General features: G+C 55.9%; 23 protein-coding genes and 4 pseudogenes. 12 read left to right on the top strand and 15 right to left on the bottom strand.

Going from position 1 to position 23,047, the window contains the following annotated elements:
• The first annotated feature begins 19 nt into the window (after positions 1–19).
• Both RBH71_RS01665 and RBH71_RS01660 read left to right on the top strand, forming a co-directional pair.
• Complete coding sequence (locus tag RBH71_RS01665) at positions 20–844, top strand: DUF2971 domain-containing protein (RefSeq protein WP_111795637.1); 825 nt, start codon at positions 20–22, stop codon at positions 842–844.
• 50 nt (positions 845–894) lie between these two features.
• On the top strand, positions 895–1,560 hold the full coding sequence (locus RBH71_RS01660; RefSeq protein ID WP_244434296.1) for a hypothetical protein: 666 nt from the start codon (positions 895–897) through the stop codon (positions 1,558–1,560).
• Between the two features lie 108 nt (positions 1,561–1,668).
• On the opposite strand, the gene RBH71_RS01655 is transcribed toward RBH71_RS01660, so the two are convergent.
• Positions 1,669–2,826 carry an RHE_PE00001 family protein gene (locus tag RBH71_RS01655; RefSeq protein ID WP_162632423.1) on the bottom strand — a complete coding sequence of 386 codons (1,158 nt, stop codon included), beginning with the start codon at positions 2,824–2,826 and terminating at the stop codon, positions 1,669–1,671.
• A gap of 190 nt (positions 2,827–3,016) precedes the next feature.
• Here RBH71_RS01655 and RBH71_RS01650 point away from each other — a divergent pair, with 190 nt between their 5' ends.
• The 3 genes and pseudogenes from RBH71_RS01650 to RBH71_RS01640 all read left to right on the top strand — a co-directional run bounded on the left by RBH71_RS01650 (position 3,017) and on the right by RBH71_RS01640 (position 4,956).
• Positions 3,017–4,165: a site-specific integrase gene (locus RBH71_RS01650; protein ID WP_065706115.1), complete on the top strand. Its 1,149-nt coding sequence runs from the start codon at positions 3,017–3,019 to the stop codon at positions 4,163–4,165.
• A 145-nt stretch (positions 4,166–4,310) separates the two neighbouring features.
• Positions 4,311–4,556 carry a type II toxin-antitoxin system prevent-host-death family antitoxin gene (locus RBH71_RS01645; protein ID WP_080671390.1) on the top strand — a complete coding sequence of 82 codons (246 nt, stop codon included), beginning with the start codon at positions 4,311–4,313 and terminating at the stop codon, positions 4,554–4,556.
• Positions 4,553–4,956, top strand: a pseudogene (locus tag RBH71_RS01640) (VapC toxin family PIN domain ribonuclease). Before RBH71_RS01645 ends, RBH71_RS01640 begins: the two are co-directional and overlap by 4 nt.
• Before the next feature lie 1,551 nt (positions 4,957–6,507).
• Here RBH71_RS01640 and RBH71_RS01635 read toward each other — a convergent pair.
• The 3 genes and pseudogenes from RBH71_RS01635 to RBH71_RS01625 form a co-directional block, all read right to left on the bottom strand.
• On the bottom strand, positions 6,508–6,663 hold the full coding sequence (locus RBH71_RS01635) for a hypothetical protein (protein ID WP_162716333.1): 156 nt from the start codon (positions 6,661–6,663) through the stop codon (positions 6,508–6,510).
• Between the two features lie 609 nt (positions 6,664–7,272).
• A pseudogene (locus RBH71_RS01630) lies at positions 7,273–8,090 on the bottom strand (sugar phosphate isomerase/epimerase family protein).
• A complete protein-coding gene (locus tag RBH71_RS01625; protein ID WP_019567163.1) occupies positions 8,087–8,821 on the bottom strand; it encodes a GntR family transcriptional regulator in 735 nt (244 codons plus the stop codon). The pseudogene RBH71_RS01630 and the gene RBH71_RS01625 overlap by 4 nt, the downstream one beginning before the upstream one ends.
• A gap of 248 nt (positions 8,822–9,069) precedes the next feature.
• Here RBH71_RS01625 and RBH71_RS01620 point away from each other — a divergent pair, with 248 nt between their 5' ends.
• The 5 genes from RBH71_RS01620 to RBH71_RS01600 all read left to right on the top strand — a co-directional run bounded on the left by RBH71_RS01620 (position 9,070) and on the right by RBH71_RS01600 (position 13,753).
• Positions 9,070–9,963, top strand: a complete 894-nt coding sequence (locus RBH71_RS01620; RefSeq protein ID WP_112361563.1) for an intradiol ring-cleavage dioxygenase — start codon at positions 9,070–9,072, stop codon at positions 9,961–9,963.
• Positions 9,964–9,982: 19 nt separating this feature from the next.
• The gene (gene hpaH, locus RBH71_RS01615) at positions 9,983–10,765 is read left to right on the top strand and encodes a 2-oxo-hept-4-ene-1,7-dioate hydratase (RefSeq protein ID WP_112361564.1); all 783 of its coding nucleotides are present in this window, start codon (positions 9,983–9,985) and stop codon (positions 10,763–10,765) included.
• Between the two features lie 7 nt (positions 10,766–10,772).
• Entirely contained in the window at positions 10,773–11,543 is a 771-nt protein-coding gene (gene hpaI / locus RBH71_RS01610; protein WP_112361565.1) for a 4-hydroxy-2-oxoheptanedioate aldolase, read from the top strand.
• Positions 11,544–11,913: 370 nt separating this feature from the next.
• On the top strand, positions 11,914–12,054 hold the full coding sequence (locus tag RBH71_RS01605) for a hypothetical protein (RefSeq protein ID WP_003518781.1): 141 nt from the start codon (positions 11,914–11,916) through the stop codon (positions 12,052–12,054).
• Between the two features lie 592 nt (positions 12,055–12,646).
• Entirely contained in the window at positions 12,647–13,753 is a 1,107-nt protein-coding gene (locus RBH71_RS01600) for a Fic family protein (RefSeq protein ID WP_111801630.1), read from the top strand.
• A 38-nt stretch (positions 13,754–13,791) separates the two neighbouring features.
• Here RBH71_RS01600 and RBH71_RS01595 read toward each other — a convergent pair whose 3' ends face one another.
• The 6 genes and pseudogenes from RBH71_RS01595 to RBH71_RS01570 form a co-directional block, all read right to left on the bottom strand.
• A complete protein-coding gene (locus RBH71_RS01595) occupies positions 13,792–14,106 on the bottom strand; it encodes a hypothetical protein (RefSeq protein ID WP_111801631.1) in 315 nt (104 codons plus the stop codon).
• A gap of 393 nt (positions 14,107–14,499) precedes the next feature.
• Positions 14,500–14,930 (bottom strand): annotated as a pseudogene (locus RBH71_RS01590) (type II toxin-antitoxin system VapC family toxin).
• Positions 14,930–15,229: a hypothetical protein gene (locus RBH71_RS01585; RefSeq protein ID WP_080850283.1), complete on the bottom strand. Its 300-nt coding sequence runs from the start codon at positions 15,227–15,229 to the stop codon at positions 14,930–14,932. Before RBH71_RS01585 ends, RBH71_RS01590 begins: the two are co-directional and overlap by 1 nt.
• A 257-nt stretch (positions 15,230–15,486) precedes the next feature.
• A complete protein-coding gene (locus RBH71_RS01580; RefSeq protein WP_013637034.1) occupies positions 15,487–16,239 on the bottom strand; it encodes an SDR family oxidoreductase in 753 nt (250 codons plus the stop codon).
• Positions 16,240–16,392: 153 nt separating this feature from the next.
• Positions 16,393–17,313 (bottom strand): AraC family transcriptional regulator, encoded by a 921-nt coding sequence (locus tag RBH71_RS01575; RefSeq protein WP_323687012.1) that lies wholly within the window; start codon positions 17,311–17,313, stop codon positions 16,393–16,395.
• A gap of 497 nt (positions 17,314–17,810) precedes the next feature.
• On the bottom strand, positions 17,811–18,437 hold the full coding sequence (locus RBH71_RS01570) for an NADPH-dependent F420 reductase (RefSeq protein WP_111801632.1): 627 nt from the start codon (positions 18,435–18,437) through the stop codon (positions 17,811–17,813).
• Positions 18,438–18,538: 101 nt separating this feature from the next.
• Between RBH71_RS01570 and RBH71_RS01565 the strand changes: the two genes are divergently transcribed.
• A complete protein-coding gene (locus tag RBH71_RS01565) occupies positions 18,539–19,441 on the top strand; it encodes a LysR family transcriptional regulator (RefSeq protein WP_162687877.1) in 903 nt (300 codons plus the stop codon).
• 105 nt (positions 19,442–19,546) lie between these two features.
• Here the strand turns inward: RBH71_RS01565 and RBH71_RS01560 are convergent.
• The 3 genes and pseudogenes from RBH71_RS01560 to RBH71_RS01550 all read right to left on the bottom strand — a co-directional run.
• Positions 19,547–19,968: pseudogene (locus tag RBH71_RS01560) on the bottom strand (SOS response-associated peptidase family protein); the annotation flags it as partial.
• Between the two features lie 13 nt (positions 19,969–19,981).
• Entirely contained in the window at positions 19,982–20,119 is a 138-nt protein-coding gene (locus RBH71_RS01555) for a hypothetical protein (protein ID WP_244561980.1), read from the bottom strand.
• 14 nt (positions 20,120–20,133) lie between these two features.
• Positions 20,134–20,670, bottom strand: coding sequence for a hypothetical protein (locus tag RBH71_RS01550; RefSeq protein WP_080850285.1), 537 nt, complete (start codon positions 20,668–20,670; stop codon positions 20,134–20,136).
• Positions 20,671–20,788: 118 nt separating this feature from the next.
• Between RBH71_RS01550 and RBH71_RS01545 the strand changes: the two genes are divergently transcribed.
• Entirely contained in the window at positions 20,789–21,703 is a 915-nt protein-coding gene (locus tag RBH71_RS01545) for a LysR family transcriptional regulator (protein WP_323687011.1), read from the top strand.
• Positions 21,704–21,856: 153 nt separating this feature from the next.
• Here RBH71_RS01545 and RBH71_RS01540 read toward each other — a convergent pair whose 3' ends face one another.
• Both RBH71_RS01540 and RBH71_RS01535 read right to left on the bottom strand, forming a co-directional pair.
• Complete coding sequence (locus tag RBH71_RS01540) at positions 21,857–22,690, bottom strand: oxidoreductase (RefSeq protein WP_112361567.1); 834 nt, start codon at positions 22,688–22,690, stop codon at positions 21,857–21,859.
• Between the two features lie 50 nt (positions 22,691–22,740).
• Entirely contained in the window at positions 22,741–23,046 is a 306-nt protein-coding gene (locus RBH71_RS01535) for a putative quinol monooxygenase (RefSeq protein ID WP_111801635.1), read from the bottom strand.
• Position 23,047 lies beyond the last annotated feature (1 nt).

Here is a 23,047-nt window from a genome sequence, read left to right as displayed (position 1 = left end):
AAGAGTAAAAGCAGAGAAAATGCCTGAAGAAGCACCTATCCCGCCGAAAAGACTCAGCCATTACACAACGCTCGAGGGCCTGAAAGGAATTGTGGCATCGGGTTCGCTGTGGGCGTCTAACGCATCATTCTTGAACGATCGAGCGGAGTTGATACACGCTCTCGATGCTTCGGAGCGAGCGATCGGGTTACTATCATCGCGAAAAGCTCAAAAGGCTTGGGCACCGATGTTGCGCGAAGCCTTTGATGAGCTTCGAGATGGTCGGAAGGCTGACACATTCGTAGCGTGCTTCTGTGGAGACGACGACAACTTGAGCCAATGGCGGGGCTATGGGGGAAACGTCCAAGGCGTAAGTGTGACCTTCGACCGAGAAGCCTTGGCGAAACGTTTGGAAAAGGACCACGCAAAGCTAAGGAAAGTTATCTATGCCAGAATTTCTACGGCGAGCAGACTAAAAAACGAGCTTGTCGGCGAACTTGCTGAGCTTGCCAAGTTGGAAGAGTCCTCCCCGGACCGCAACGATTCCCTGCGTTACAACGAGCTTGTAAGTAGGGTTTCGGGATTACTGCCACGGTTCAAGCACTGGGGATTTCGAGATGAGCGGGAGTGGCGGTTTGTCCTGCAGAAGAAAGTTCTGAACGAAGACCTTTCCTTTCGCATATCAGAAAACAAGATGGTCCCATACATCGTTATCGGCAACGCAGAGGAGCCACTACCTATCAAGTCGGTCCGTGTCGGACCCGGATCCGATCAAGAATTGACCGCGAAAAGTATCAAGGCATTTCTGGATGCACATGGGTACAATGTGAAGGTCACAACATCTGACGTTCCTTTCCGACCTTAAGGCGTCATTGCTGAATCACCGAAATGAGGAAAACGATGGCTCGGACAAGGATGCCTACCGAAATCGAAACAGCAGTTTTGCTCGATAGTCGAAGGCGCTGTTGCATCTGCTTCGCGCTGAATCGCGATACAAACGTGAAGCCAGGGCAAATTGCTCATCTCGACGGTAATAATTCAAACCACACCATCCCGAACCTCGCATTCCTTTGTCTGGAGCACCATGACGGATACGACACTACAACGTCGCAAAGCAAAGGCTTCAAAATCGCAGAGGTCAAAAGGTACAAAGAAGAGCTGATGGAATGGTTAGGGTCAGCGCTATCTCAGAAGGTTCACTACGGCGTATTGGAACTCCCCGCGTCTGATCCTTACGCGGGTCAGTGGGTTCGTATGGGCAGCAGTGAGAATCCTGCTGAGCTACAAATCATTCCTTTGCCCGATACCATCGATGGTCAAGCCCGCTATTTCGTGTCAGGCGTTGCTTACTTTGGCACCTCAAACAGATACGGGCCCAACATGGGCACGCTAGAATTTTTCTCGCAAATGATTCACGAAAGTTCCCTGGTATTCGTTCGGCGCTCGATCGTGCTACAGAGTGAACCGGCTATAACAGAGGTCATTTTCACGGACGACGGCCACCTCAAGGTGCGGGAGGAGGCTACAGGTGGGCAGTATGGAAGCGGCGTCACTTTTGATGGTCTTTACCGCCGCGCCTGATCCGAACCCAGGAGTTTTGGCGAGCCAATCGACGGAGGTTATCTCGTGATCGTGCGAACCTCGGGACGGATGTTGTCTCCGACCCGCTGGGGGGCGGAGACGACGGGATCAAAAACTCCCCCACGCCCGAAACCTCCCCCTCCCCGTCATCTCGCGCAGGCCGAGCTCCAACACGATCCGCCGCGCCGCCTGCGGCGTGACGTCGAGCGTTTTGGCCACCATCCCGGCCGACACGAGCGGTTTTGCCATGACCAGCTCGACCAGTTCCGGCAGTTTTGACGACGTCCGGCGTCCCTCAAGTTTTCGGTCCATCATGGTTTTTGCCAGCGTCAGCCGGTCATGCTCTTTCATCCCGACCTCGGCGGCGGCGATCAGGCCGTGGGCGATGGCCAGCAGCCGTGTCTCGCGATCGCGATGCCGGCGCCGATCGACGGGAATGGTTTTGAGGCCGAGGTTGATCGCCGCGAGATGGGCGCCAGTGGTGATATCGGCCTGACGCAGGATCGACGCTGTGAACAGACGGCCGAGCCAGGGCGCGTGCTGAAGGACAGACAGCTCGTTCCAGGCATCAAGGGCGACGATGGCTTGGAGCACCGCCGGCAAGTTTTCGGCCTGACGCAGCACGCCACGCCATTCCTCGAGCCGCGCGTCTTCGTCCCAATCGAGATCGTAGATCATCGTATCTTTTTCCGGACGGCTAGCCATCGCACGGCTGTCGCCTGCGCGGCCGGGCCGCCTGGCGTCCTCGATCGCCGCCTCCGATCGGGCAAGCACAGCATCGATGGCGACATAATCGACGCCGGGCAGATTATTCGCGTCGTAATCTTCCCCCTCCCCTTCCGCATCGATCTGGATCGCGGGCCGCATGACGCGTGCTGGCTCCGCTGCCTCGGCGCTGACCGGATTTATGTCCGATGTCTGTCGCAAAGTCCGGATACCGTTTGCGGAAAGAGCCCAATCAGGCGACTGGCCAGAAATCCTCCGACGGGTGCGCAACACGTCGCGGGCGATTGTCAGCTCATGGGTCGGGGTGCGGATGTCACGGGTGGCGTCGTGGAGGACGAGGTCTTCCAGGTGGACGAGCTCGCCGTCGATCCACAGCGAGGCGCAGGCATCGGCGAAGTTTTGGCGTTCGAGGAAGCCCGCGCCGACGGGCGAACGAGCAATGCGCTCGTCGAGACGCGTCAAGGCGACACCGGCGTCGAAAGCCGGTCGCATCAGGGCACTCATGCTGATTTTGGAAAAATCGTAAGCCATTGAAATCATGGTAAATGATTTCTTATGAGAACTCTATAGAGATATTAGAATTCCTCACATGGTATGGTTTTGAGTTGAGTTGTCTACCATCGATAAGTACCAATTATCGATGGTAGTTGATTTCGCGGCGCAAATCGAGGAAAATCGGGGCAAATCACGGTGCCAGCGGCCGCCGAAACCCGCGATTCTGGAGCCTATCGTGCCTAAAACGAAGACATCACACACGTCCGTCGAGTGGCGCGCCGAAGAGCTCGATACCATCGCGTCCGTTTTGCCGCTCGAACGCCGCGACGAGCTTGCCGAGCTGTTGACCGATGATGACATAGAGACGCTGCGGCATCTCGTTAATCAGGGCATGGGCGACAATACGCTAAGGGCCCTGACGTCTGATCTTGCCTACCTGGAGGCCTGGGGTCTCGCTGCCACCGGACAGTCCCTGCCCTGGCCGGCGCCCGAGGCGTTGCTGCTCAAATTCGTAGCCCATCATCTGTGGGATCCGGAAAAGCACGCAAGTGACCCCAACCACGGCATGCCCGATGATGTCGACAAAAATCTAAGGCGTCAGGGTTTCCTGAAGTCCGTTGGCCCGCACGCGCCTGACACGGTGCGGCGCCGGCTGGCCAGCTGGTCGACATTGAGTAAGTGGCGCGGCCTTTCGGGTGCCTTCGCCTCCCCTGCTCTTAAGTCAGCCATTCGTCTGGCCGTGCGCGCCGTTCCGCGAACCCGTGCGCGCAAGAGCGCAAAGGCCGTCACTGGCGACGTTCTGGCAAAGCTGCTGGCGACGTGTGAGTCAGACAGCCTGCGCGATCTACGCGACAAGGCAATCCTGATGGTCGCCTTTGCTTCCGGCGGCCGTCGACGCAGCGAAATCGCCAGGCTACGCGTCGAGCAGCTGACAGTCGAGCCACCGATCGAGGTGAACGACGGTCCTCCCCTCCCCTCACTTGCCATCCATCTTGGTCGAACCAAAACGACGACCGGCGAGCAGGACGATGTCGTCTATCTCACAGGCCGACCTGTCGAGGCGCTGAACGCCTGGCTGGCGGCCGCAAAGATCGAAAAGGGCAGCGTGTTTCGGGGAATTGGGCGATGGGGCACCGTCTCGCGGCGTGCGCTCGATCCGCAGTCGGTCAATGCGATCCTCAAGCAGCGCGCACAGATGGCAGGGTTGGACAGTGGGGAATTTTCAGCGCACGGGCTACGATCGGGATATTTGACGGAGGCCGCCAATCGCGGAATTCCCCTTCTCGAGGCGATGGAGCAGTCCAGACATCGGTCGATGCAGCAGGCTTCCAGCTACTATAACAACGCCACAAGGCGAAGCGGGCGTGCGGCACGCATTCTGTAGTGGCGCTCATGCGTAGCATCAGATGCCCCGGCTTGTGGGAACTGGTTGCACAGTCAATCGGTCTCCCTGACGACCTAGGCAAGGTCGGAAATCCCGCTTCTCTGACGTTCTCCACAGGCTGGCATGGCCTCCTCTGCCTAAGTCGTTGATCGATACGTGCAGAAGCAAGGCAGGCTTCACCAGAGACGATCAAAGGGAGTGCGTCCAGTTGGCGCCTCAGACGATTACCCGCAATGGAAAACCGAGCGTGGTTGTTGTTTCTGCAGAAGAGTGGCTGAAGAAAATTACTCGCAGGGGATCGCCTGCGGAATTTCTGTCGGCATCGCCCCTATACGGCGCCGACTTGGATACTGAGAGACAACACGACGAGCCCCGTGGCCTGTCCTTGTGAGACTTCTACTCGATACGAATGTTCTGTCGAAAGTTACAAAGCCTCGCCCTGATGAAGGATGTCTGAAGTGCCTTCAAGGGCTGGACGTGGATCGAACCTTAATCAGCATCGTCTCTATTGCTGAAATTCGCCGCGGTGTCGCGCTGATGGATAGCGGCTGGCGCCTTGGACGAACGGCTCACGCATGATCTGCCTCAACGCTTAAGAAAACAGGATTATTCCGGTGGCAGGTCATGCCGCCTTTGCCTGGGCCTATCTGATGGCGCTTGCCAAGCGAAATGGTCGCCGGCTCGGCTCGATGGTTGCTACAGCCGTCACTCACCCATTGACCCTTGCGACGCGCAACATCAAGGATTTAGAAGGCTTCGGAATAAAAATCAGTAATCAGTGGGTGGACTGATCTGGCCGTTGCTTTTCGATTGAAAGGGCTGGACTGAACGCTCTCCTACAAAATGCTCAGGAATCACGCCGTAATCTTCTTATTGCTGACCACACGCCCCTTATCTGGCTGCATGAAGTCATCCATCACGTGAATGAACACTCGCGAATTGTGAAAGGCAAGCAAGGCTCGTTCCTTGGGTTGGCCCACGATGTGCGCCGAGCATAAGAGCAGCAGCGTCAAATTATTCAGCCGCATAAACATTTTTGATGAAATCGGCGTCCGATATGGCGTTCGGATCCTCTGGCCTGTCCTTTGGCCGCAGCATAGGCTGTTGAAGCGATCTCTCGCGTTTCTCGACGATAGAGCTAAGCTATCACTTATGCGTTGGAGGCAGTCATCGACGATGCATTGCGCGAGGATTTTGGCGCGCAGGCAGGTATATCATCGGTCTCTGCCAGCACCTTAGTCCAGCACAGCCTCCAGTATTTGAGATGATCGACCGCCCAAGGGGATATTTTCTTCGTGGACGAAAGGGCAACGGAAGGCCGGCTTTGCGCTGCTCATTTCGAGTTTCGATCAGATCTGTGACCGCTTCTACCCAATTCCATTTAAGAACAGCGAAAAGAACCTGCTATCTTCAGGAAAATTCGCCGCCTGGAAAAAATCAGCAGCGGGATCCTACAAACGGTCTCTACTCTCGTGACCGCCCTCCTCTGCCGACAGGCAGAAATCTCTCTGCTGTCCCTCCAGATAAGCAGGCTTTCTGAAGTTCTCCCCATTCCAATTTTAGCAGGTATTTCCGCTGCAGATGCCCCGCTACCAAGGGGAATATTTCGAAAGCAAATAATGGGCGCAGCGAGGATTCGATCGTTCTGGTGGTTCTGGTAGTCAAATTCCTCACTTGCCATGTGCTTGGGATATTCTGATGAGCTCCCTTGGCTGGCCAATAAGTCTTTCAAACGGCACAGATCGTCGAAGCGCGGCGTCCTTTTTCGGTCCCTCGGCAATCCGATCGATACGTTCGCTAAACAAGTCTGTTTTTTCGACCGTTCTTTTGCGCCGTCGCGTAGTTGGCGCCAAAGCTGATTGTTGAGCGTACGCAAGTCGCTTTCATGGCGGCAAAAGCCGCATCAACCTGAGAAAAATGCAGCCTTTTCAAGAAAAGCGCCAGGAGCCAATCAACGCGATGTAGACGGCTCCGGAAAAGGCTAGACTTCGTCGGACGTTTTCCTCGGCTAAACCCCGGTGCCCGGCCTTTAACAATTTTGCCCGGGTCAAAACTGGTTTAATACCCTGCCAGGCTCGCTCCCTGGGGGCCGGGACGGGCGACAAAGGCTTTCATGCGCCCTGAACCGCAAAGCCGGCTCGAAGCCGCAGCCAGAAGGACTGACCCGACAAGAGGCGACTTTTTGTCCGCTGATATCTGTGAACGGGCAGAATTGATCCGTACGGTACAAGCAGCGAAGGCGTGAGCGCATCATCAATGGTTTTGCGACAGTTGACGTCCCAGGCCCAATCGGAAAACCTTGTCAGCTGACAAGGTTTTGGAGACGCGGCTCTGGCTACGGATCAGCTCATCTCTTGAGGAAGCCCAGATACCAGATCATCAGTTGTCGCGACCGCTAAAGTTCGCCCAGCTACCAGCGTCAGCGGTTTACGACGCTCGCTATCGAAAACCTTGTCAGCTGACAAGGTTTGCAGTCCTGCATCAACTTCAAAGGTCAACAGTCATACCGACACCGGGGAAGGGGGCAGGGGGCAGGGGCAGGGGGCAGGGGGCAGGGGGCAGGGGGCAGGTTGATCTCATGCAAAACCGTCACCGCAACCCCGACGACCTACACCAAGCGACAATATCCACTTGAGCAGGGTAGGGACGTGGACAACCGGCATTCCTAATGCATTTACATCCGAGCCCGTAAGCTGCTGCAACAGACGGATTGGACTATGCTGTAACAGAATGTGCACTTCAGTGTGAGGATAACTTCTGCTGCTCGATCCCTCGACCCAAGGCCACCAACAGCGCGCGTGGGGGCGGAAACTATGAAATCTGATCGCCGAGGCAAACTCGACATGAGTACGGCGAGGGGGCGAACAGGCTGCGACAACCATATTCTTCAGGCCACAAACCTGGTTCCGTTGTTCATTTAATTTCCCACCCAATGGCCGCTTAGTTCGATTGCCCAAACCCTGAACCAAAACAAATACTGGTGATCTGTCGTGGCGATCGTACGGCGAGCCACAGGGCCCTGTGGCTCGCTACAGAAACTTTCGTGCCGCACAGCCCCATTTAACCGCGCCCCTGAGCGGGGCAGGGGGAGCCCGACAAAGGCTTCTTTAAAACTGTTCAGCTACCCGCTGAAGAATTTTCCGGGACTTCATATTGAGCGTTGTCAGATGAACCAGCGGATCGATGTCGCCAACCAATGGCACCTCTACCGATATCGTGGCATGGCCAGCAACTTTGTTTAGCAATTGGCTCAACCCCAATATGCCATCACCTGGCGCCAACCGTCCTGCCCGGGCCTCGGTCATCATGTTTTCTGGACGCTTGGGTGCTGGCCCCACTACGTCACAGAGTTGCACGTGCCGTACGATATCAGTTCTGATCTCGTCAATGTTTCCGCCATTTCGAAAAAGTGAATGGCGTCGACCAAGACACCTGCATTGTCTTGGCCGGACGCCGTGACCAGCGCACCAGCCTTGCTGTAGGTGTTGATAGTGCGCCAACCCATGTTCTCAACGTCGACAGCCAGCCCATATCGTGCGGCAAGCTGGCAGAACTCCGTCAAATTGCCGATTAGCCGTTGCAAGTCGCCATCGTCGCCGCATGCGGACAGGCGCTTGGCTCCAATATCGGCGGCGGCGGCAACGATGTGTTCGACGAGGGCAGCGTTAAAATCCGGGCCGATAATGAAAAACTCGATATCAAAAACGTTGATGCCTTCGCTGTCGAGTAGAGTTCGAAACTCCATTGCATCCCTGCTGCCCTGCGGCAACTCGTAATAGGGTGCCCCAGGGAAAGCGGGATGCAGCCGAAGTCCTACGGAATTGAAGCCTGCAACTGCAGCATGCCTGACGAACTGCTGGGGCGGCAGTTGGATCGCAGAGAAATGGGCGATGCCGACGGGCGACTCTTTCACCGCATCGGTCATCGCACAACTCCGGTACGAGCCAAATGATCAAGCAGGTTAGCGCCGGTGCGATGGATGTGCTGACGAAGCTTGTCAGTCGCGTAATCGCTGTCTCTCGCCACAGCGCCCTGAGCGATTTCACTATGCTCCTGGCTGACATTTCGATCGCCTGAAGTCTGGGTCAGGAATTTTCTGCGATATCGATCATTTAGATTGAGTAGGGTCCTGCAGAAATGCAGGAGAAGCGGCTTTCCGCAGCCCGAAATAAGGGTGAGATGGAAGTCGCGATGCGCCATCTCCCAATATTCGAGAGTTTCCGGCTTGTTCGCATCGCGGTCGGCACGGTTGAGCTTGTGAAGCGCGCGCATGACATTGCTTTCCCACTCCGCGTCACCGAGCCTAATCGACTCTTTCAACGCGAAAACCTCCAACTCCTCGCGAAGACTCGTGATCTCTTCCAGATTTGCCAGCGATACTGGCGCGACCCGATAGCCGCGATTGTCTTCAAACTCTACCAGCCCGTCGGAAATCAAGCGCGCAAGGCCTTCGCGCAAGGGGCTGAGGCTCACATTGAATGACTGTCGCGCCTTGTCGAGATTGATCTTGCTGCCAGCCTCCAGCCCTCCGGAAATAATTGCTTCGCGCAGCCGGAATGCCAGTTGGCTTCCAATCGTATTCTTGCCGTCATCGGCAAAGTCACCATTTCCAGCTTGCTCGCTGGGTGCGTCGGGTGAGGCACTCTGTCGCTTCATAAAACCTCCCACGCGAATGTCGCGCTTGGTTGATGGGCGATATTATAAACGATTATTATTGTCAACGAATTTGGAGTTTTCCACCATAGTTTGACAGCACAATTCAGCATGTCGAGAGGAAAAAGCCTCGATATCAGCTATTTATCTCATAATTTTGAAATTTCACAGAATCCTGACGCTGGGGGCGTTGATGAGCGCTTGACAGATAATCGATTATTTACGTATCACTCGAGCGTTGGGAGGTAACGATGGTGATTAAATCTGAAAGAGACTTAACGCCCGCCGTGATTGCGGCCATGGGCCAGACCTCTGATCCAAGGATGCGGGACATCCTGATGGCACTGGTGAAACATCTCCATGGTTTCGTTCGCGAAGTGCGGCTGACCGAGGTGGAATTCCGGGAAGCGACTGCGGTTCTCAACGAGATCGGCCAAATGCAAACCGACAGTCATAACGAATTTGTCCTCATGTCCGGCTCACTTGGCGTTTCGTCCCTTGTCTGCCTGCTCAATAACGGTGACAAGGGACAAACAGAGACTTCACAGTCGCTTCTTGGACCATTTTGGCGCCTGAATTCTCCAAGAGTTGAAAACGGCGGCACGATCATCCGGTCCTACACGCCCGGTACGCCGCTTTTCGTCCATGCTCGTGTCATCGATCGCGAAGGCAATCCGATATCTGGTGCCGAAGTCGACGTCTGGCACGCATCCCCTGTCGGTCTTTATGAGAACCAGGATCCGGATCAGGCGGAGATGAACTTGCGCGGCAAATTCACGACGGACGGGGAGGGACGTTTCTGGTTCCAGACAGTCAAGATGGTTGGTTATCCCATCCCCGTCGATGGCGTTGTCGGACGCATGCTCAAGGCTCAGGGCCGTCATCCTTTTCGACCGGCACATTTGCACGCGCTGATCTTCAAGCGGGGTTACAAGACGCTGATTTCGCAGGTTTTCGATCCGAGCGATCCGAATATCGAATCCGACGTTCAGTTTGGCGTGACTGCGGCACTCACCGGCGATTTCATTCGCCACGACGAACCGCATCCAACCAACCGAGACATTCAGGCGCCGTGGTTCTCGCTCGACTACACTTATGTCATGGAAGCAGGCGAGGCTCTCTTGCCGCGCCCGCCAATAAAATAACGTTATTTGGAGCCGGATAATGATTACCGAGGAACAACGCCAGTCAGCAGCCAGGGCCATCCTGGAGGCCGAAACCACGCGGACTCCCATTGTCCAACCCAGCAAAACTTATCCCGAGCTCGAAATTGAGGATGCGTATCGCATTCAGGCGCTTTGGGCCGAGTCGCGTGTGTCGCGCGGTGCGCGGATTGTGGGCCACAAAATAGGTCTGACGTCTCGCGCCATGCAAATGGCATCCAAGATGACCGAGCCGGATTATGGGGTGATCCTGGATGATGCGCTCTACAATGATGGCGCGCAAATTAATGCGGATTTGTTCATCAAGCCACGCCTGGAAGTCGAGTTGGCGTTCGTAATGGGTGAAGACCTGGAAGGAGCGGGCACCCGTATCTATGACGTCATGCGCGCGACGGAGTTCATTCTGCCTGCGCTCGAGATCATCGATTACAGAACCGAAGTTCCGCGTGCGATTACCGACACAATCGCCGACAATGCAGCCTTCGGAGCAATCGTCGTGGGTGGGCGGGTGATCCGCCCGTTTGATATCGACATACGCTGGGTCGGAGCAACTCTGTCGAAAAACGGCATTATCGAAGAGTCGGGGGTTTCAGCCGCGATCATGGGTCATCCGGCCGCCGGCGTTGCCTGGCTGGTCAACAAACTTCATGCCGTCGGCGGCGGCTTGAAAAAAGGTCAGATCGTCCTTGCGGGCTCATTTACGAGACCGGTCGACATCATAAAGGGCGATGTCATTCAGGCTGATTATGGGCCAATTGGCTCGATCGGCGTCTCCTTTACGTGAGGTAGAGATGGATCTTCCAGTCAATAAATTTAAAGCAAAACTGCAGGCCGGGCAAAGCCAGATAGGACTTTGGTGCGGGCTTCCAGGGAGCTACGCTGCCGAAATCGTGGCGCCAGCCGGGTTCGATTGGCTGTTGTTTGATACCGAACATTCCCCCAGCGACGTGCTGACCGTGCTGCCACAATTGCAGGCGATCGCCGCTTACGATGTCGCGCCGGTGGTGCGCCCAGCTGTCAACGATCCTGTGCTGATCAAGCGATTCCTAGATATTGGTGTACAATCTCTTCTAATCCCCTTTGTTCAAAATGCAGACGAAGCGAAAGCCGCGGTGGAAGCAACCCGCTATCCACCGAAAGGAATTCGAGGCGTTTCGGCCCTCACGCGTGCCACACGTTTCGGCAGGGTAAAGAATTATGCCCAGCAGGCGGAGGGGGAGATTTGTGTTCTCGTTCAAGTCGAAACGCGGGAGGCTATTGCTCATATCGAGGACATGGCATCGGTCGAAGGGGTGGACGGGATATTTATCGGCCCCGCGGATCTCGCAGCCAGTTTCGGCTATCCGGGACAACCAGGCCACCCGGAAGTGGTCGAGGCGATTGAAAATACGATCGCATTACTCAAACGGCTCGGAAAGCCGACAGGAATACTCACGCCTGACGAGAAGTTCGCGGCACGTTGCATAGAGTTGGGAACGCTGTTCACTGCCGTCGGTGTCGATGTCGCATTGCTGGCGCGCGGATCAGAAGCACTGGCGGCCAGGTTTTCGAAACAGTTGTAGACATGCGAGCTTCAGGGCACTTCGTCACCGAACTTGCGCCTATGGGCTTGAACCGATTGGCATGTGAGAGCGATGCGGCCATCCGATCCAAACGCGTACCAACTCGCATTCGAGGCCGAGAGCGGTCCGACCGTATCGGTGTCAACAGTCTTTCCATCCAGCCTGATAGCCAGGATGCACCGGCGCGCGGCGGCGTATCGCTCCTGATTGAGGAGCCCTGCATCACGTTAGCAGCCGGCACAAAGGAGGCGAGGCTGCGTCAAAAAGACCATGCCTGTCGATCTTGTAATTGAGTTATTAAAGGAGCATTTCGGGTGTGTCCTATGCAAAAGCATAGACAATTCCAAGCAACAGACTGGAAGTACTCGAAATGGCTGACCTCGAATGGGTAGACTTTTTCCCAATAGTTTTCTTGCCGTTCAAAATTATCGTACTGGGCATTGGCATGTACTACGCCATCAAGTGGCATCACGATCAGGCTAAGAAAGATAACGAGGCCAAAGGAAACTGAGCGCCGACAGGTGTCAACTTGCTTCAATCTACATTGGTTTGGAAGCAGAATGGACCTTCTTCAAACCCGCCTCGACGAAACGTAGGGGGCGATTTGCGTAGCAGGAGATCGAGCATAGACCTTGCCTCACGCACCTGGCCCAATAGATTATCCGCAAGCCCTTATCCATGCATTTATTTGACCAGCCCCGCCCGTAACAAGGTGGGGCTGAACTAATTTCTCTCGACCGGGCATCTCTGACGGTAAAGTCGAGGCACAGTTTGAGAAACGTAGCGGGTAAGCGCGGCTTAAAGCAGTGGCACGCGAGTCGTGAAGCTTACTTGCTCAGCGTTTGCGCGATAAGATCGAGACGCCATCTTCGCACTTATTGAATCGGATAATCGGTCAGCTGCCATCATGGCCGACGAACGGATCGTTTTTGCAGCTCTTCGCTTGAGCGCCAGTTAACAAAATATGTTTAGGGCAAGTGGTTAGCCGTCGATCGCTGCCTCTTGAATGGAGAGCTGCAGATTGTGGTGCTGAGCGATAGACGGGCTTGCAATAGCTCATTTATGGCAATATTTATGAGTTATAGAGAGGAATTCTATAACTCATGGAATGGAACTGGCAAAACACTGATTGGCCAAACTTCAGGTGCGACACCGCAAGCCTGGTACCACTGGAGCAGAAATTCCTGCAATCAGCCGGAGAGGTTATCGGTGCTGTCCGGCATTTCAACGAGGACGACAGCAACCAACTTCGCATTGAGTTGCTGAGCGACGAAGCGGTCAAGACCTCAGAGATTGAAGGGGAATTTCTGGACCGCGTGAGTGTCCAGTCGTCACTCCGCCGACAGTTCGGGCTAAACACTGATGATAGACAGATCCGTCCCCAGGAGCGGGGGATCGCCGAGATGATGGCAGATGTCTATCGAAGTTGGCATGGGCCGCTGCGTCATGAGGGACTGTTCCACTGGCATTCAATGCTGATGGCGGGAAACCAATATATTGAAACGGTTGGGGCTTACCGCACGCATGAAGACGCCATGCAGATCGTGTCAGGTCGATTGGACAAGCCCACCATCCACTTCGAGGCTCCCCCGTCGCGCCGGGTTGCCGCTGAGATGGAGACCTTCATCACATGGTTCAATCAATCAGGGCCAGATGGCCAATGCTCGCTTCAAGCTTTGACGCGTGCCGCAGTAGGCCATCTTTACTTTGAAAGCATACATCCGTTTGAGGATGGCAACGGCCGAATTGGACGCGCGCTCGCCGAGAAATCCCTAGCGCAAAACATAGGGCAGCCAAGCCTGATTTCACTCGCCTTCACAATCGAGAAACACCGGAAGGCCTATTACTCAGAGCTTGAGCGGCATCAGCGTACGCTCGATATCACCGACTGGGTCATTTTCTTTTCAGAAACTATCCTGGATGCTCAACGGGCGACGCTTGAGCGCATAGATTTCTTCATTCAGAAAGCAAAGTTCTATGATCGTTTTCGGGGCCAGCTAAACGATCGGCAGGAAAAAGTAGTCGCGCGCATCTTCAAGGAAGGCACGGCAGGCTTCAAGGGGGGGCTAAGTGCCGAAAACTACATTTCGATCACAGACACCTCCCGCGCTACAGCAACACGCGACCTTCAGCAGCTCGTGGAGATTGGCGCACTGACGCGTACGGGTGAACGTAGGCATACCCGGTACTCGCTGTCATTGCAGAAATAAATTGCCGCTAGTCCAGTGAACTCAACCAAAGTCATTATCTAGGTAACCGATTGTTCGATTCCGCTCTCATCAGGTTTTTCGGAAGGACGCCGGCCGGTAATATCCTTCTCACCGGAGATGCGCGGGGCGATCACATTCTCAACGGCCTCGAACAGAGCGGTGCTGTTGCGACAGGTGCCGCCCACCACCTTCGCCTTCTCAAGGTCTAGCACCACGGCAGCGATAGAAACGTCACGGAAAACTACTTCGAACGCCTGCCTGCTGACATCTATCTGCTCTCGGCGAACGGCAAACATGGAAATCCGGACCACGAGGTCCTGGCGGTGATCGTTGATGTCGCAAAGGCTGATCAACGCGAACCGCTCATAGTGGTCACTAACGAGGCGCCTTCGCTCGAATGGCTACGCCAGAATCGCTCTCCTTCGCAATTCGGTTATGAATTGGTCGTTCGAAAGCCAGCCAACCACGCTGTCGTGATCGATCTATTGCAGGTAACGTAACCTGACGTGCCGCCTTAGAAATGGTCAGGGGCGACTGCCAGATATCGGTCATGGCTCATAATCGGGCTCAGATGCAGAGAATAGCAAGCGTAATCTCCGCATCGCTACCGCTCACTCATATCGACCGATAAAGCGAGTTACATTTGATGTTTCGTTCCCGTGCCTAGAAATTTTGTGGCGATGAGAAAATAAAAACAAAGGCGTCCTTGGTTCCGATCCTTTCAAGAGCTAAATCTAGCAATTGTTTTAGATTGCGTTTCCTCGGACAGGATTGATGATTTCGATCCCTTGAAAATCTCGTTCATTATCGGTGACAACAACGCAGCTATTGGATTGGGCGATGGCAGCCACAATCATGTCCAGCGCACTACGCGGGCGGCCGGTTGCCCTTCCTTGTGCCATCAGCTCTCCCCAAACGAGGGCTGCCTTCTCGTCAAACGAAAGGATGCGACCTGCGAAGAGTGACAGCGGCCCCTCCTTGCCTCCAACCAAGTTTCGAGAGCAGTTCGCTTTTTACCCTCCGGCTTCTCGAGTATTTCTCGGTGTATCGCGGCGATAGTGAGAGACGCGATGAACAAATCATCGTCAAATTGTTCAGCCATCCATGTCAACAATGACGCTGAAGGCTCTGGTTTCGTGATATTGCTGAGAATGTTGGTGTCGAGCAAATAGCGCATTACAAATCGATCTCGCGACCTTCTTCGCGTGAACGGGGTGTGTCGAGATTTGCTCCAACCAGTGGTGACCGGCGGAGTGCCGCGACAATCCCTCCTTTTTTCGGCGGCTCTCCAGCGAGAGTTTCGCTTACAAAGGCTCGTAAATTGGCTGCTTCCGGGCCATCTTCGGCCAATCGGCGCGCAAGTGATCTAATCAGGCTGCGATCACTATCGCGCCCGAGCACCTCAAAACGAGCGAGACCGCGGTCGCCCAGGCGGCTTCTATATTTCTGAATTGCGCGTGTCTGAGAGCTAGCCATCTGATCCTCCAGATATTTCCAGTAATAAAGCTGGATATCGAGGTTTCGACAAGTCGTCAGGAGGAATGATATTGGCGCAGCTAGAGTTTGATTAGAATATTGCGGTCGTCACTTCGTATCCCCTCAAGAGCTGCGGGAAGTGAGCAGCATCTGGCGTCGCCGCTCCAGTGCTCCGCCAAGTCGTTAGCCGTCATACCCAGAGAGGCGTCAGGCGGCAGAGTAAAGGTTCCTCCGCCGCCCGGTCCACTGCCCAAAGGTCAGATAATACCAGCAGCGCGTGCCAATTCGACTGCATCTGGACCGGCAGGGAAGCGAAGCTGACCAGCGGTGTCCGCGACCGCGGCCCAGACCGCCTCGGCAACGTCGGTTTCCTTCGTTGTCAGTGCGGGCTTTGCGAAGGAGGCAAAGATTGGAGCTGCAAAATCGGCATAGGCTGGCGGGATCATGTCCTCGATGCGCACCGACGTGTTTTCGGTAAACCGCGTTGTGGGAGCGTAGCCTGGCTCGACCAGCTTGGTGCGAATACCAAAATAGCCGAGCTCGTGTGCCAATGATCCGGTGAAACCTTCAATCGCCTGCTTGCTGGCCTTGTAGGCTGCTGCAAGAGGCATGTCAGCCAAGGTGACGCTGGACGTCACGTTAATGATCGCGCCGGAACGGCGTTCGCGCATCTGCGGGATCACCGCTTGGGTCATGGCCATCAGGCCGAAGGTGTTGGTATCGAAGATCTTGCGAATATGCGACATGGACGTTGCTTCGAAAGCGCCGACAACGCCGATTCCGGCATTGTTGACCAGAACGTCTATCGGGCCGGCGGTCGCAACCGCGGCTGCGATGCTGTCAACGCTCGTGACATCCAGTGGCAGGATGCGAAGTGACGTCGAGCGCGGTAGGACATCCTCACGCGGCGTACGCATCGTGGCGATGACGTTCCAACCGTTTGCGAGGAAGTGACGAGCCGTCTCCAGGCCGTAGCCAGAGGAGCAGCCCGTAATTAGAATGGTTTTCATTGGAACCTCCAATTTGTTTTTAGGATGGTTCCTTCTAAATCTGAAAACCAAGACGAACCATAATCGATCGTCCTTTATGCGTTTTGTATCGTCCTAATCGCGCTGTTTGTTGGCTCTTCATTTCTTCTCTGAATTGGCGATGACCAAAGTGATCTAGGTCGCACCTGCCATCCGCGCAAATTCGCTCGGTGGACACCCGACCCTCCGACTGAACGCAGTGCTGAAGGCGCTGGCAGATTGGTAGCCCACCTTTTCGGCGACTTCCTCTAACGATCTCCGGCTATGTCGCAATGTGTCCTTGGCGATGGCCATCCGCCATCTGAGAAGGTACTCAACGGGTGCGAGGCCAACAGCCGCAGAGAATTTCCGGGCAAAGGCCGAACGCGACATTCCGGCTCGTTGTGCTAGCTCGGCGATCGTCCAACCGCGGCGGACGTCTGAATGAATGTCGCTGATGGCCCGAGCAAGCTGGGGATCGGAAAGGCCACGCAACATTCCGGGGTTTGGAAGTGTCGAGGCTTCGCGCCGCAACGTTTCGATAAGCAGGACCTCCAAAAGCCGCGACAAAATGAGGTCACTTCCAGCCCGGGAGTTGGCCGCTTCATCACGTATGTAAGCGATGAGGTTGCCGAGACGGGCTCCGATTCCCTCTTCAGCGCGGACATGGACAAGCGTGGGCAGCAGCTCTGATAACAAGTCGGCATTCGTTGGATCGCAGAGTATGCACCCGCCAATAATACGCGTCGGAGTTTCCGACCCAACCTGGCCGACCCTAATTTCTCCGTCGACCGTGTTGAGCGCCTTGAACTCTTCATCGGAGAATACGATCTCTTGGTCAGGCCGGCTGAAGAATGTGTCGGCTGTGGGATTTCCCGACAGGATAAAATCGCCAGTCTCCAGCGACGTTGTTTCGCCATGGCTGGCGCGAAACTGCGCCGAGCCTTCCATAATAAAATATAACATTGGACCAGATTGCGGCGGAACCTGAACTCCCCAATCTCCATATGCCACCATGCTGCCCATGAGGACTGTCTTAGGTCTTAGCAGTTGCACTACGTCGGTCAAAGCATCCATTCTGTACGATCCATAATTTAGAATACGATTTCATTATCAAATGGACTTTCTTGGTTGTCCATGGCCTAAGACAGCGGTGTTGTGAGAATGCCAGAAATCACCCACCATGGTGACGCGGTTTTCGACGGCAGTGCCAGTCCGCATAAGGCGGTACGGCGGAGGCATAGATTTCAGATGCGGGCCCGCTAGCCCCGGGCTGTCGGTCTCGGTTTCCGGCTTTGCTGTCGCCATGCTCAAACCTTCTGAGTCAACCCTTTTTACCGGTCTTGCGGGAGGCGAACGGCTTTCGCGCTGCTCGCTACAGCTGGTATGCCCATTTCCTGTTTGGGCGCTTGTAACAACCGAAATCAGGCAGATCTTGAAGCGGTTCTGGATGAAAGGTCTGCGAAGGCTGGCTGCTTCGGTATTGAAACTGCGGGGACGAGCGCAGTCGGCTCCGCAGTGGGTTCTGCTCTTCGACTATGTAAAGCTGACGCCTTGCCGCTTCCGGGACCGATCTAGCGGATCGTTTTCGCAAGCTCATCGTTTAGGCGATCGGCAGCCATCGGCACACAATAAACCGGCCTGCCGCGCTCGAACCGCCATCCCTCGGCAAGAAGGCCTGCATCCACTGCATCGAAGCCGAACTGGTCATAGAGCCTTGCGACGACCGCCTTGTCGGTAGAATTGTCGCCAGCCAGAGGGAGACCTCGACGTCCCGACGATCCAGTCGGCTGTCCATCCTTTTCAAGATCGTCCATGATGATGGCATTGAATGCCTTGACGATCCGCGATCGCGGCAGGTGGCGCGCGAGAATTTCGCTTGTCGTCGTCTCGCCTGAGTCCAGTTCTGGAATGTGGCCGTCTCGTTCGAAGTAGTAATTGTTCGTGTCGATCACCAGTTTGCCCTCAAGTGGCTCAACTGGGATAGACCGATAGGCTGCGAGTGGAATGGCGATGACGACGAGTTCGCCAAAAGCGGCGGCCTCCTCGACCGTTCCTACTTGGCACCCAATGCTCCGGCTCAAGCTGAACAGGGTCTGAGGGCCGCGAGAATTGCTCAGCATGACAGAATGGCCCAAAGCAACAGCGAGCTTGCCGATGGCACGGCCAACCATGCCTGCCCCAATAATTCCAATTTTCATGATGTCTCTCCGATTAATTTCACAAACATGGGTTTAATTGAGTGCCACATTGAGATAAATCGCCAATGCAAGCAGACATTCCCAACTGTAAGGGGGTAATCTTGGACAAACTTTCGAGCATGGCTGTTTTTGTCAAAGCCTCCGACCTGGGATCTTTTGCCGCCACAGCTAAGGCCATGGAAATGTCACCCCAAATGGTCGCCAAACATGTTGTGTTCCTGGAGGACCGACTTGGGACGGCGTTGCTTCACCGTACGACGCGGCGACAAAGTCTGACCGACGTGGGAAGGGTCTTCTATGACCGCTGCAAGCAGCTGCTTTCAGACGTCGAGGCGGCTGAATCCGTTGCACTTGATATGCGTTCCCAGCCGAAAGGCGTGCTGCGTGTCAATGCTCCGGTGACCTTCGGTGCCTTTAGTCTGGCGCCGTTCGTGACGCGCTATCTCGATCGCTATCCGGACATGCGAATAGACCTTACTCTCAACGACCGTTTCGTTGATCCGTTGGAGGAGGGGTTCGAGGTGATGGTAAGGATCGGCGAGGTCGAAGACCCGTCGCTGATCGCGCTTCCTCTCGCTCCCTATCGGCTGATTGCATGTGCGTCTCCGGACTATCTTATCCGGCGTGGCACCCCTCGAATTCCACTGGATCTGGAGCAGCATGATTGCCTTGCATATAGCGACGGGCCGTCCTCGACTCCCTGCCGCTGGCAGTTCACTCGCAGCGGCAAAAGCGAGGAGGTGCGCATCAGCGGTAGAATCCGTAGCAACGACTGGAAGGCCTTGTTGCATGCCTCGATCGCAGGCTATGGCATCACGTTGGGGCCGGAAAGTGTGCTGAACGCAGAAATCACTGCCGGGCGACTCGTCCAGGTGCTGCCCGACCACGAGGGTCCGTCTCGTCCAATGCACGTGATTTACCCCGTCGGGCGCCGGCCTACCGCCAAGGTACGAAGCTTCGTCGAAGCGCTGATCGATGAATTTGGGACGGACGTGCCCAAGTAGGCGACGCAGGAGTTCTAACCAAGCGAAGAGAGTTCCGCGGAGGAAGCGTGAAAGACTCGCGGCGATCGAAGCCGATCAGCGCCGCATCGACGAGATCTCGGAAGGTCAGTGCGTTACAGGCTCACCGGATTTCGACACGATCGATGATCCATCGGGCTCACGCGACAGAATGATCAGCGCATCATTCGGAAGCGGACGGAAAAGATGTTTTACCTCGTCCCACGGCGCCCGCATCCAGATGTCCGTGTCCTCTTTCTTCAGCAACAGAACCGGCACGGCTTTCTCATGGATCGGTTTCACGAGATCGTTGGGATCTGTGGTCAGAAAACCATAGAGATCGTCGGTCGTGAGGCCGTCCCTGACCTTCCGCACACTTTGCCATTGCGGCACATGGTTCCCGCAAAAAACATCAGCGATTTCTCGTCATCGTGGGCAAACCAGGCATTGGGCACATTGCCGCCTTCCTGTTTGCTGGCCGGATCCGGCTCGGCAAAACTGGTGACAGGGACGAGGCAACGCTGCTCCATAGACGCCTTTGAGTTAAAGAAGGTCGGCGCGATTGACACCTGCCGCCATAACCTTCACCTGAAGGTCGTTGGGACGCACTTCAGGCATGGGTGCTTCGGCACGCCGTAGAACATCCGAGCTTCCGGATTCATCAAAGACGATCGCTTTCATCGCATGTTCCTCCCTTACTTCGAAAGCGCGCGCCGGGCGATGCTGGCAGCGAACAGTGGCGTTTCGCGGCTGTTGTGGTCACCACCTGCGGCCTGACGGGCGGCTGCAGCATCTTCGTAAGCGACCCCATGGTCTTCGATGAACTTCATGAACGCATCGGTTGGATGCGCTGTGACCTTGTTGGTGTAGCGCGTCCTGCCGTCATCGATTTTCTCAGCGATCAGTTCCCAGACGACATTGACCTGAGTTCTGCCACTGGCGGTGAAGACATCCGAGATCGAGTTCATCCGGCAATAGGTTGGTTCGGCGGCTTCGGCCACATAGTGCTGTACCACTAGGCCTGAGCCGATCTGCTCGACATTGATCGACATCCGACGGCCGTCGTCAGTCCAGGTGACGCCTGCGGCAATATGGTCAGGCGGGCAACAGCGAAGATATTCCGCTTCGGGTAGGTTGAAGAGCCAATCGGCAATGTCGATCCTTTCGAGCGGAATGTCGATCTCTGCGGAATAGGCGGATTGTGAGAGAATTGTATCAAGGATCTTGACCATAGGTGTGTTCCTTCTGTTTGGTGAGCAAAATTGCCCGTTGACGAGAAGGAATGTGCTCCTGATGACCTTGGATGATAACCAACTGAATGGTCGGAACGGTTTTGCGTCGTAGGCAAAGATGAGGGATCCACGCTTCGCTGAACATCTGGCGGTATACGTTGACGTCGTCCGCGCCGGCAGCTTTTCAGCCGCGTCCAGGCGTCGGGCTGTCACTCCCTCGGCTGTTGTGCGGCAGATCGATGCGCTCGAGCAAGATCTGGGGGTGCCTCTCCTTGTCCGCTCAACACGGGCACTGTCATTAACGGACGCGGGCCGTCACCTCTTCGAGCGTGCGCAGCGCCTGCTCGACGATCTGGCCGATACGCATGCCGAGGTGACGGCATTCGATAGTGAGGTCAGTGGCACTTTGCGTATCGCCTGTTTCCCGACCTTCGGAAAGCGGTATGTCATTCCTGTCTTGGCATCGCTTGCATGGCAATATCCAGGCTTGCATGTTGAGCTGGACTTGACCGAACGACTGGCCGACCCGGTCGCGGAGCGACTTGATCTGGTGGTGAGAATGGGGGAACTGCCCGACAGCACGTTGATCGCAACCAAACTGGCACCCCTCGATCGGATACTCGTGGCAAGCCCGGCCTATGTTGAGCATCACGGCGTGCCGGAAAGCGAAGACGAGCTTCGCAATCATCGCCTTCTCGACAAGCTCCATGGCAACGATCTTCTTGAGTGGTCTAGCATTCTTGGCGCGCCGACCGGGGAAGCGTGTGAGCGCGTTGTATTCCGGTCCGATGATTTTGAAGCGCTGAACGGGGCTGCACTAGCGGGGATGGGTGTGGCGTTCCTGCCGAGCTGGGTATCGGGACCTTCGGTGAAGGTGGGTGATCTTGTACGCCTACCGTTATCGGGCGAAAGATGGAATGAAGCGGCCACCGGAATTTATCTTCTACGCGCGCTTCAGGTGCCATCTGCCAAGGTCAAGGCATTCACACTAGCGCTGCAAGATCACATTGGGACGCCACCGCGCTGGAGCTGAGAGGCGTACAGGCGAGAAACGCTAATTCGCAGAGGTTTTTAGCCGACGCCGCGACCAATAACGGCAAGTCGTTGCGTGCAAATCTGCTCAAGGCGATGGGAGGCCCGAAAGCGGCCTCCCATCGGAAGAAGTTTAACCAGACGAGCGTCGTCATTAGTCAACGGCGAAGTCGGTTGAGACCGAGACGGCGCGCCATTCGGAAAGGATGACGTTGTCCTGTGCATGCTTCTTTTCGATCGCTGCGACGGTATCACTACCGAGCGGGAGGCGGACCGGCGGATTGGGGGCGTCAGCGAAGGAGATCAGGACCTCTGCCAGCTTTTGGGGGTCGCCGGGTTGGTTATGGCTGAGACCGGCTGCTATCGTGCGCACCTTGCCGACAGTTTCTGCGTAATCGCCGATGATATTGCCGCGGACCGACAAGGACGAGCTGTCGAGGAAGTCGGTCCGGAAATAACCCGGCTCGATGACGGTGACATGGATGCCAAGCGGCGCCAGTTCGTCATGCAGGGCTTCGCTCAGCCCCTCGACGGCAAATTTCGTCGAGGAGTAGACCCCGAAACCTGCTGCGCCGCGATAGCCGCCGATCGACGAGATATTCAGGATGCGGCCGGAACGGGCCCGGCGCATAAAGGGCAGGACGGCGCGGGTCACGTTGAGGAGACCAAAGACGTTGGTGCGGTATACAGCCTCGACCTCAGCCACGGTTGCTTCTTCGACGGCACCCATCAATCCGAACCCAGCATTGTTGAGCAGGATATCGATGCGGCCGAAGCGCTCGATCGCTGCCTTCACGGCTGCGCTCGCCTGTTTGTCGTCGGTCACGTCGAGGGCCACCGGAAGCAGGTTGGGGTGTTCGCCGAACCGCTCTGTGATCGCCTTCGGATTACGGGCGGTGGCGACGACGGCGTCTCCCTGGGCAAGAGCGTGTGTGGTGACGAGGGCGCCAAAGCCGCGCGAGGCGCCGGTGATGAACCAGATTTTCATGAGGGTGTTCATTGATGCTGGATTGATGGGGAAAGCATTGGGCCGGGGGCTCAAGGGCGCGGCGATGTCATGGTGCAGAATGTCAGTTCCATGTCGCGGGCCAGCAGGTCCGGAAAGCGCGCCATGACGGCTTTGGTGTAGGGCTGCTCAAAATGCGCATCGAGATCAGCGCGCGATCGCCAGTTCTCATAGAGAATCCAGACGCTGGGATCATGGTTGTCGCGGTGCAGGTGATAGTCGATCGATCCCCCCTCGGCGCGGGTCGGTAAGACCAGAGCCTGCAACGCTTCGCCAAGCGTCGCGGCACAGTCCGGCTTGGCCGTCAGCCTGGCAATCAAAGTCAATGTTTCGGTCATG

Source organism: Rhizobium sp. AN68, from assembly GCF_030758035.1.
GTDB classification, from domain to species: Bacteria; Pseudomonadota; Alphaproteobacteria; order Rhizobiales; family Rhizobiaceae; genus Agrobacterium; species Agrobacterium tumefaciens.
This window is presented reverse-complemented; position numbering and strand designations above follow the sequence as displayed.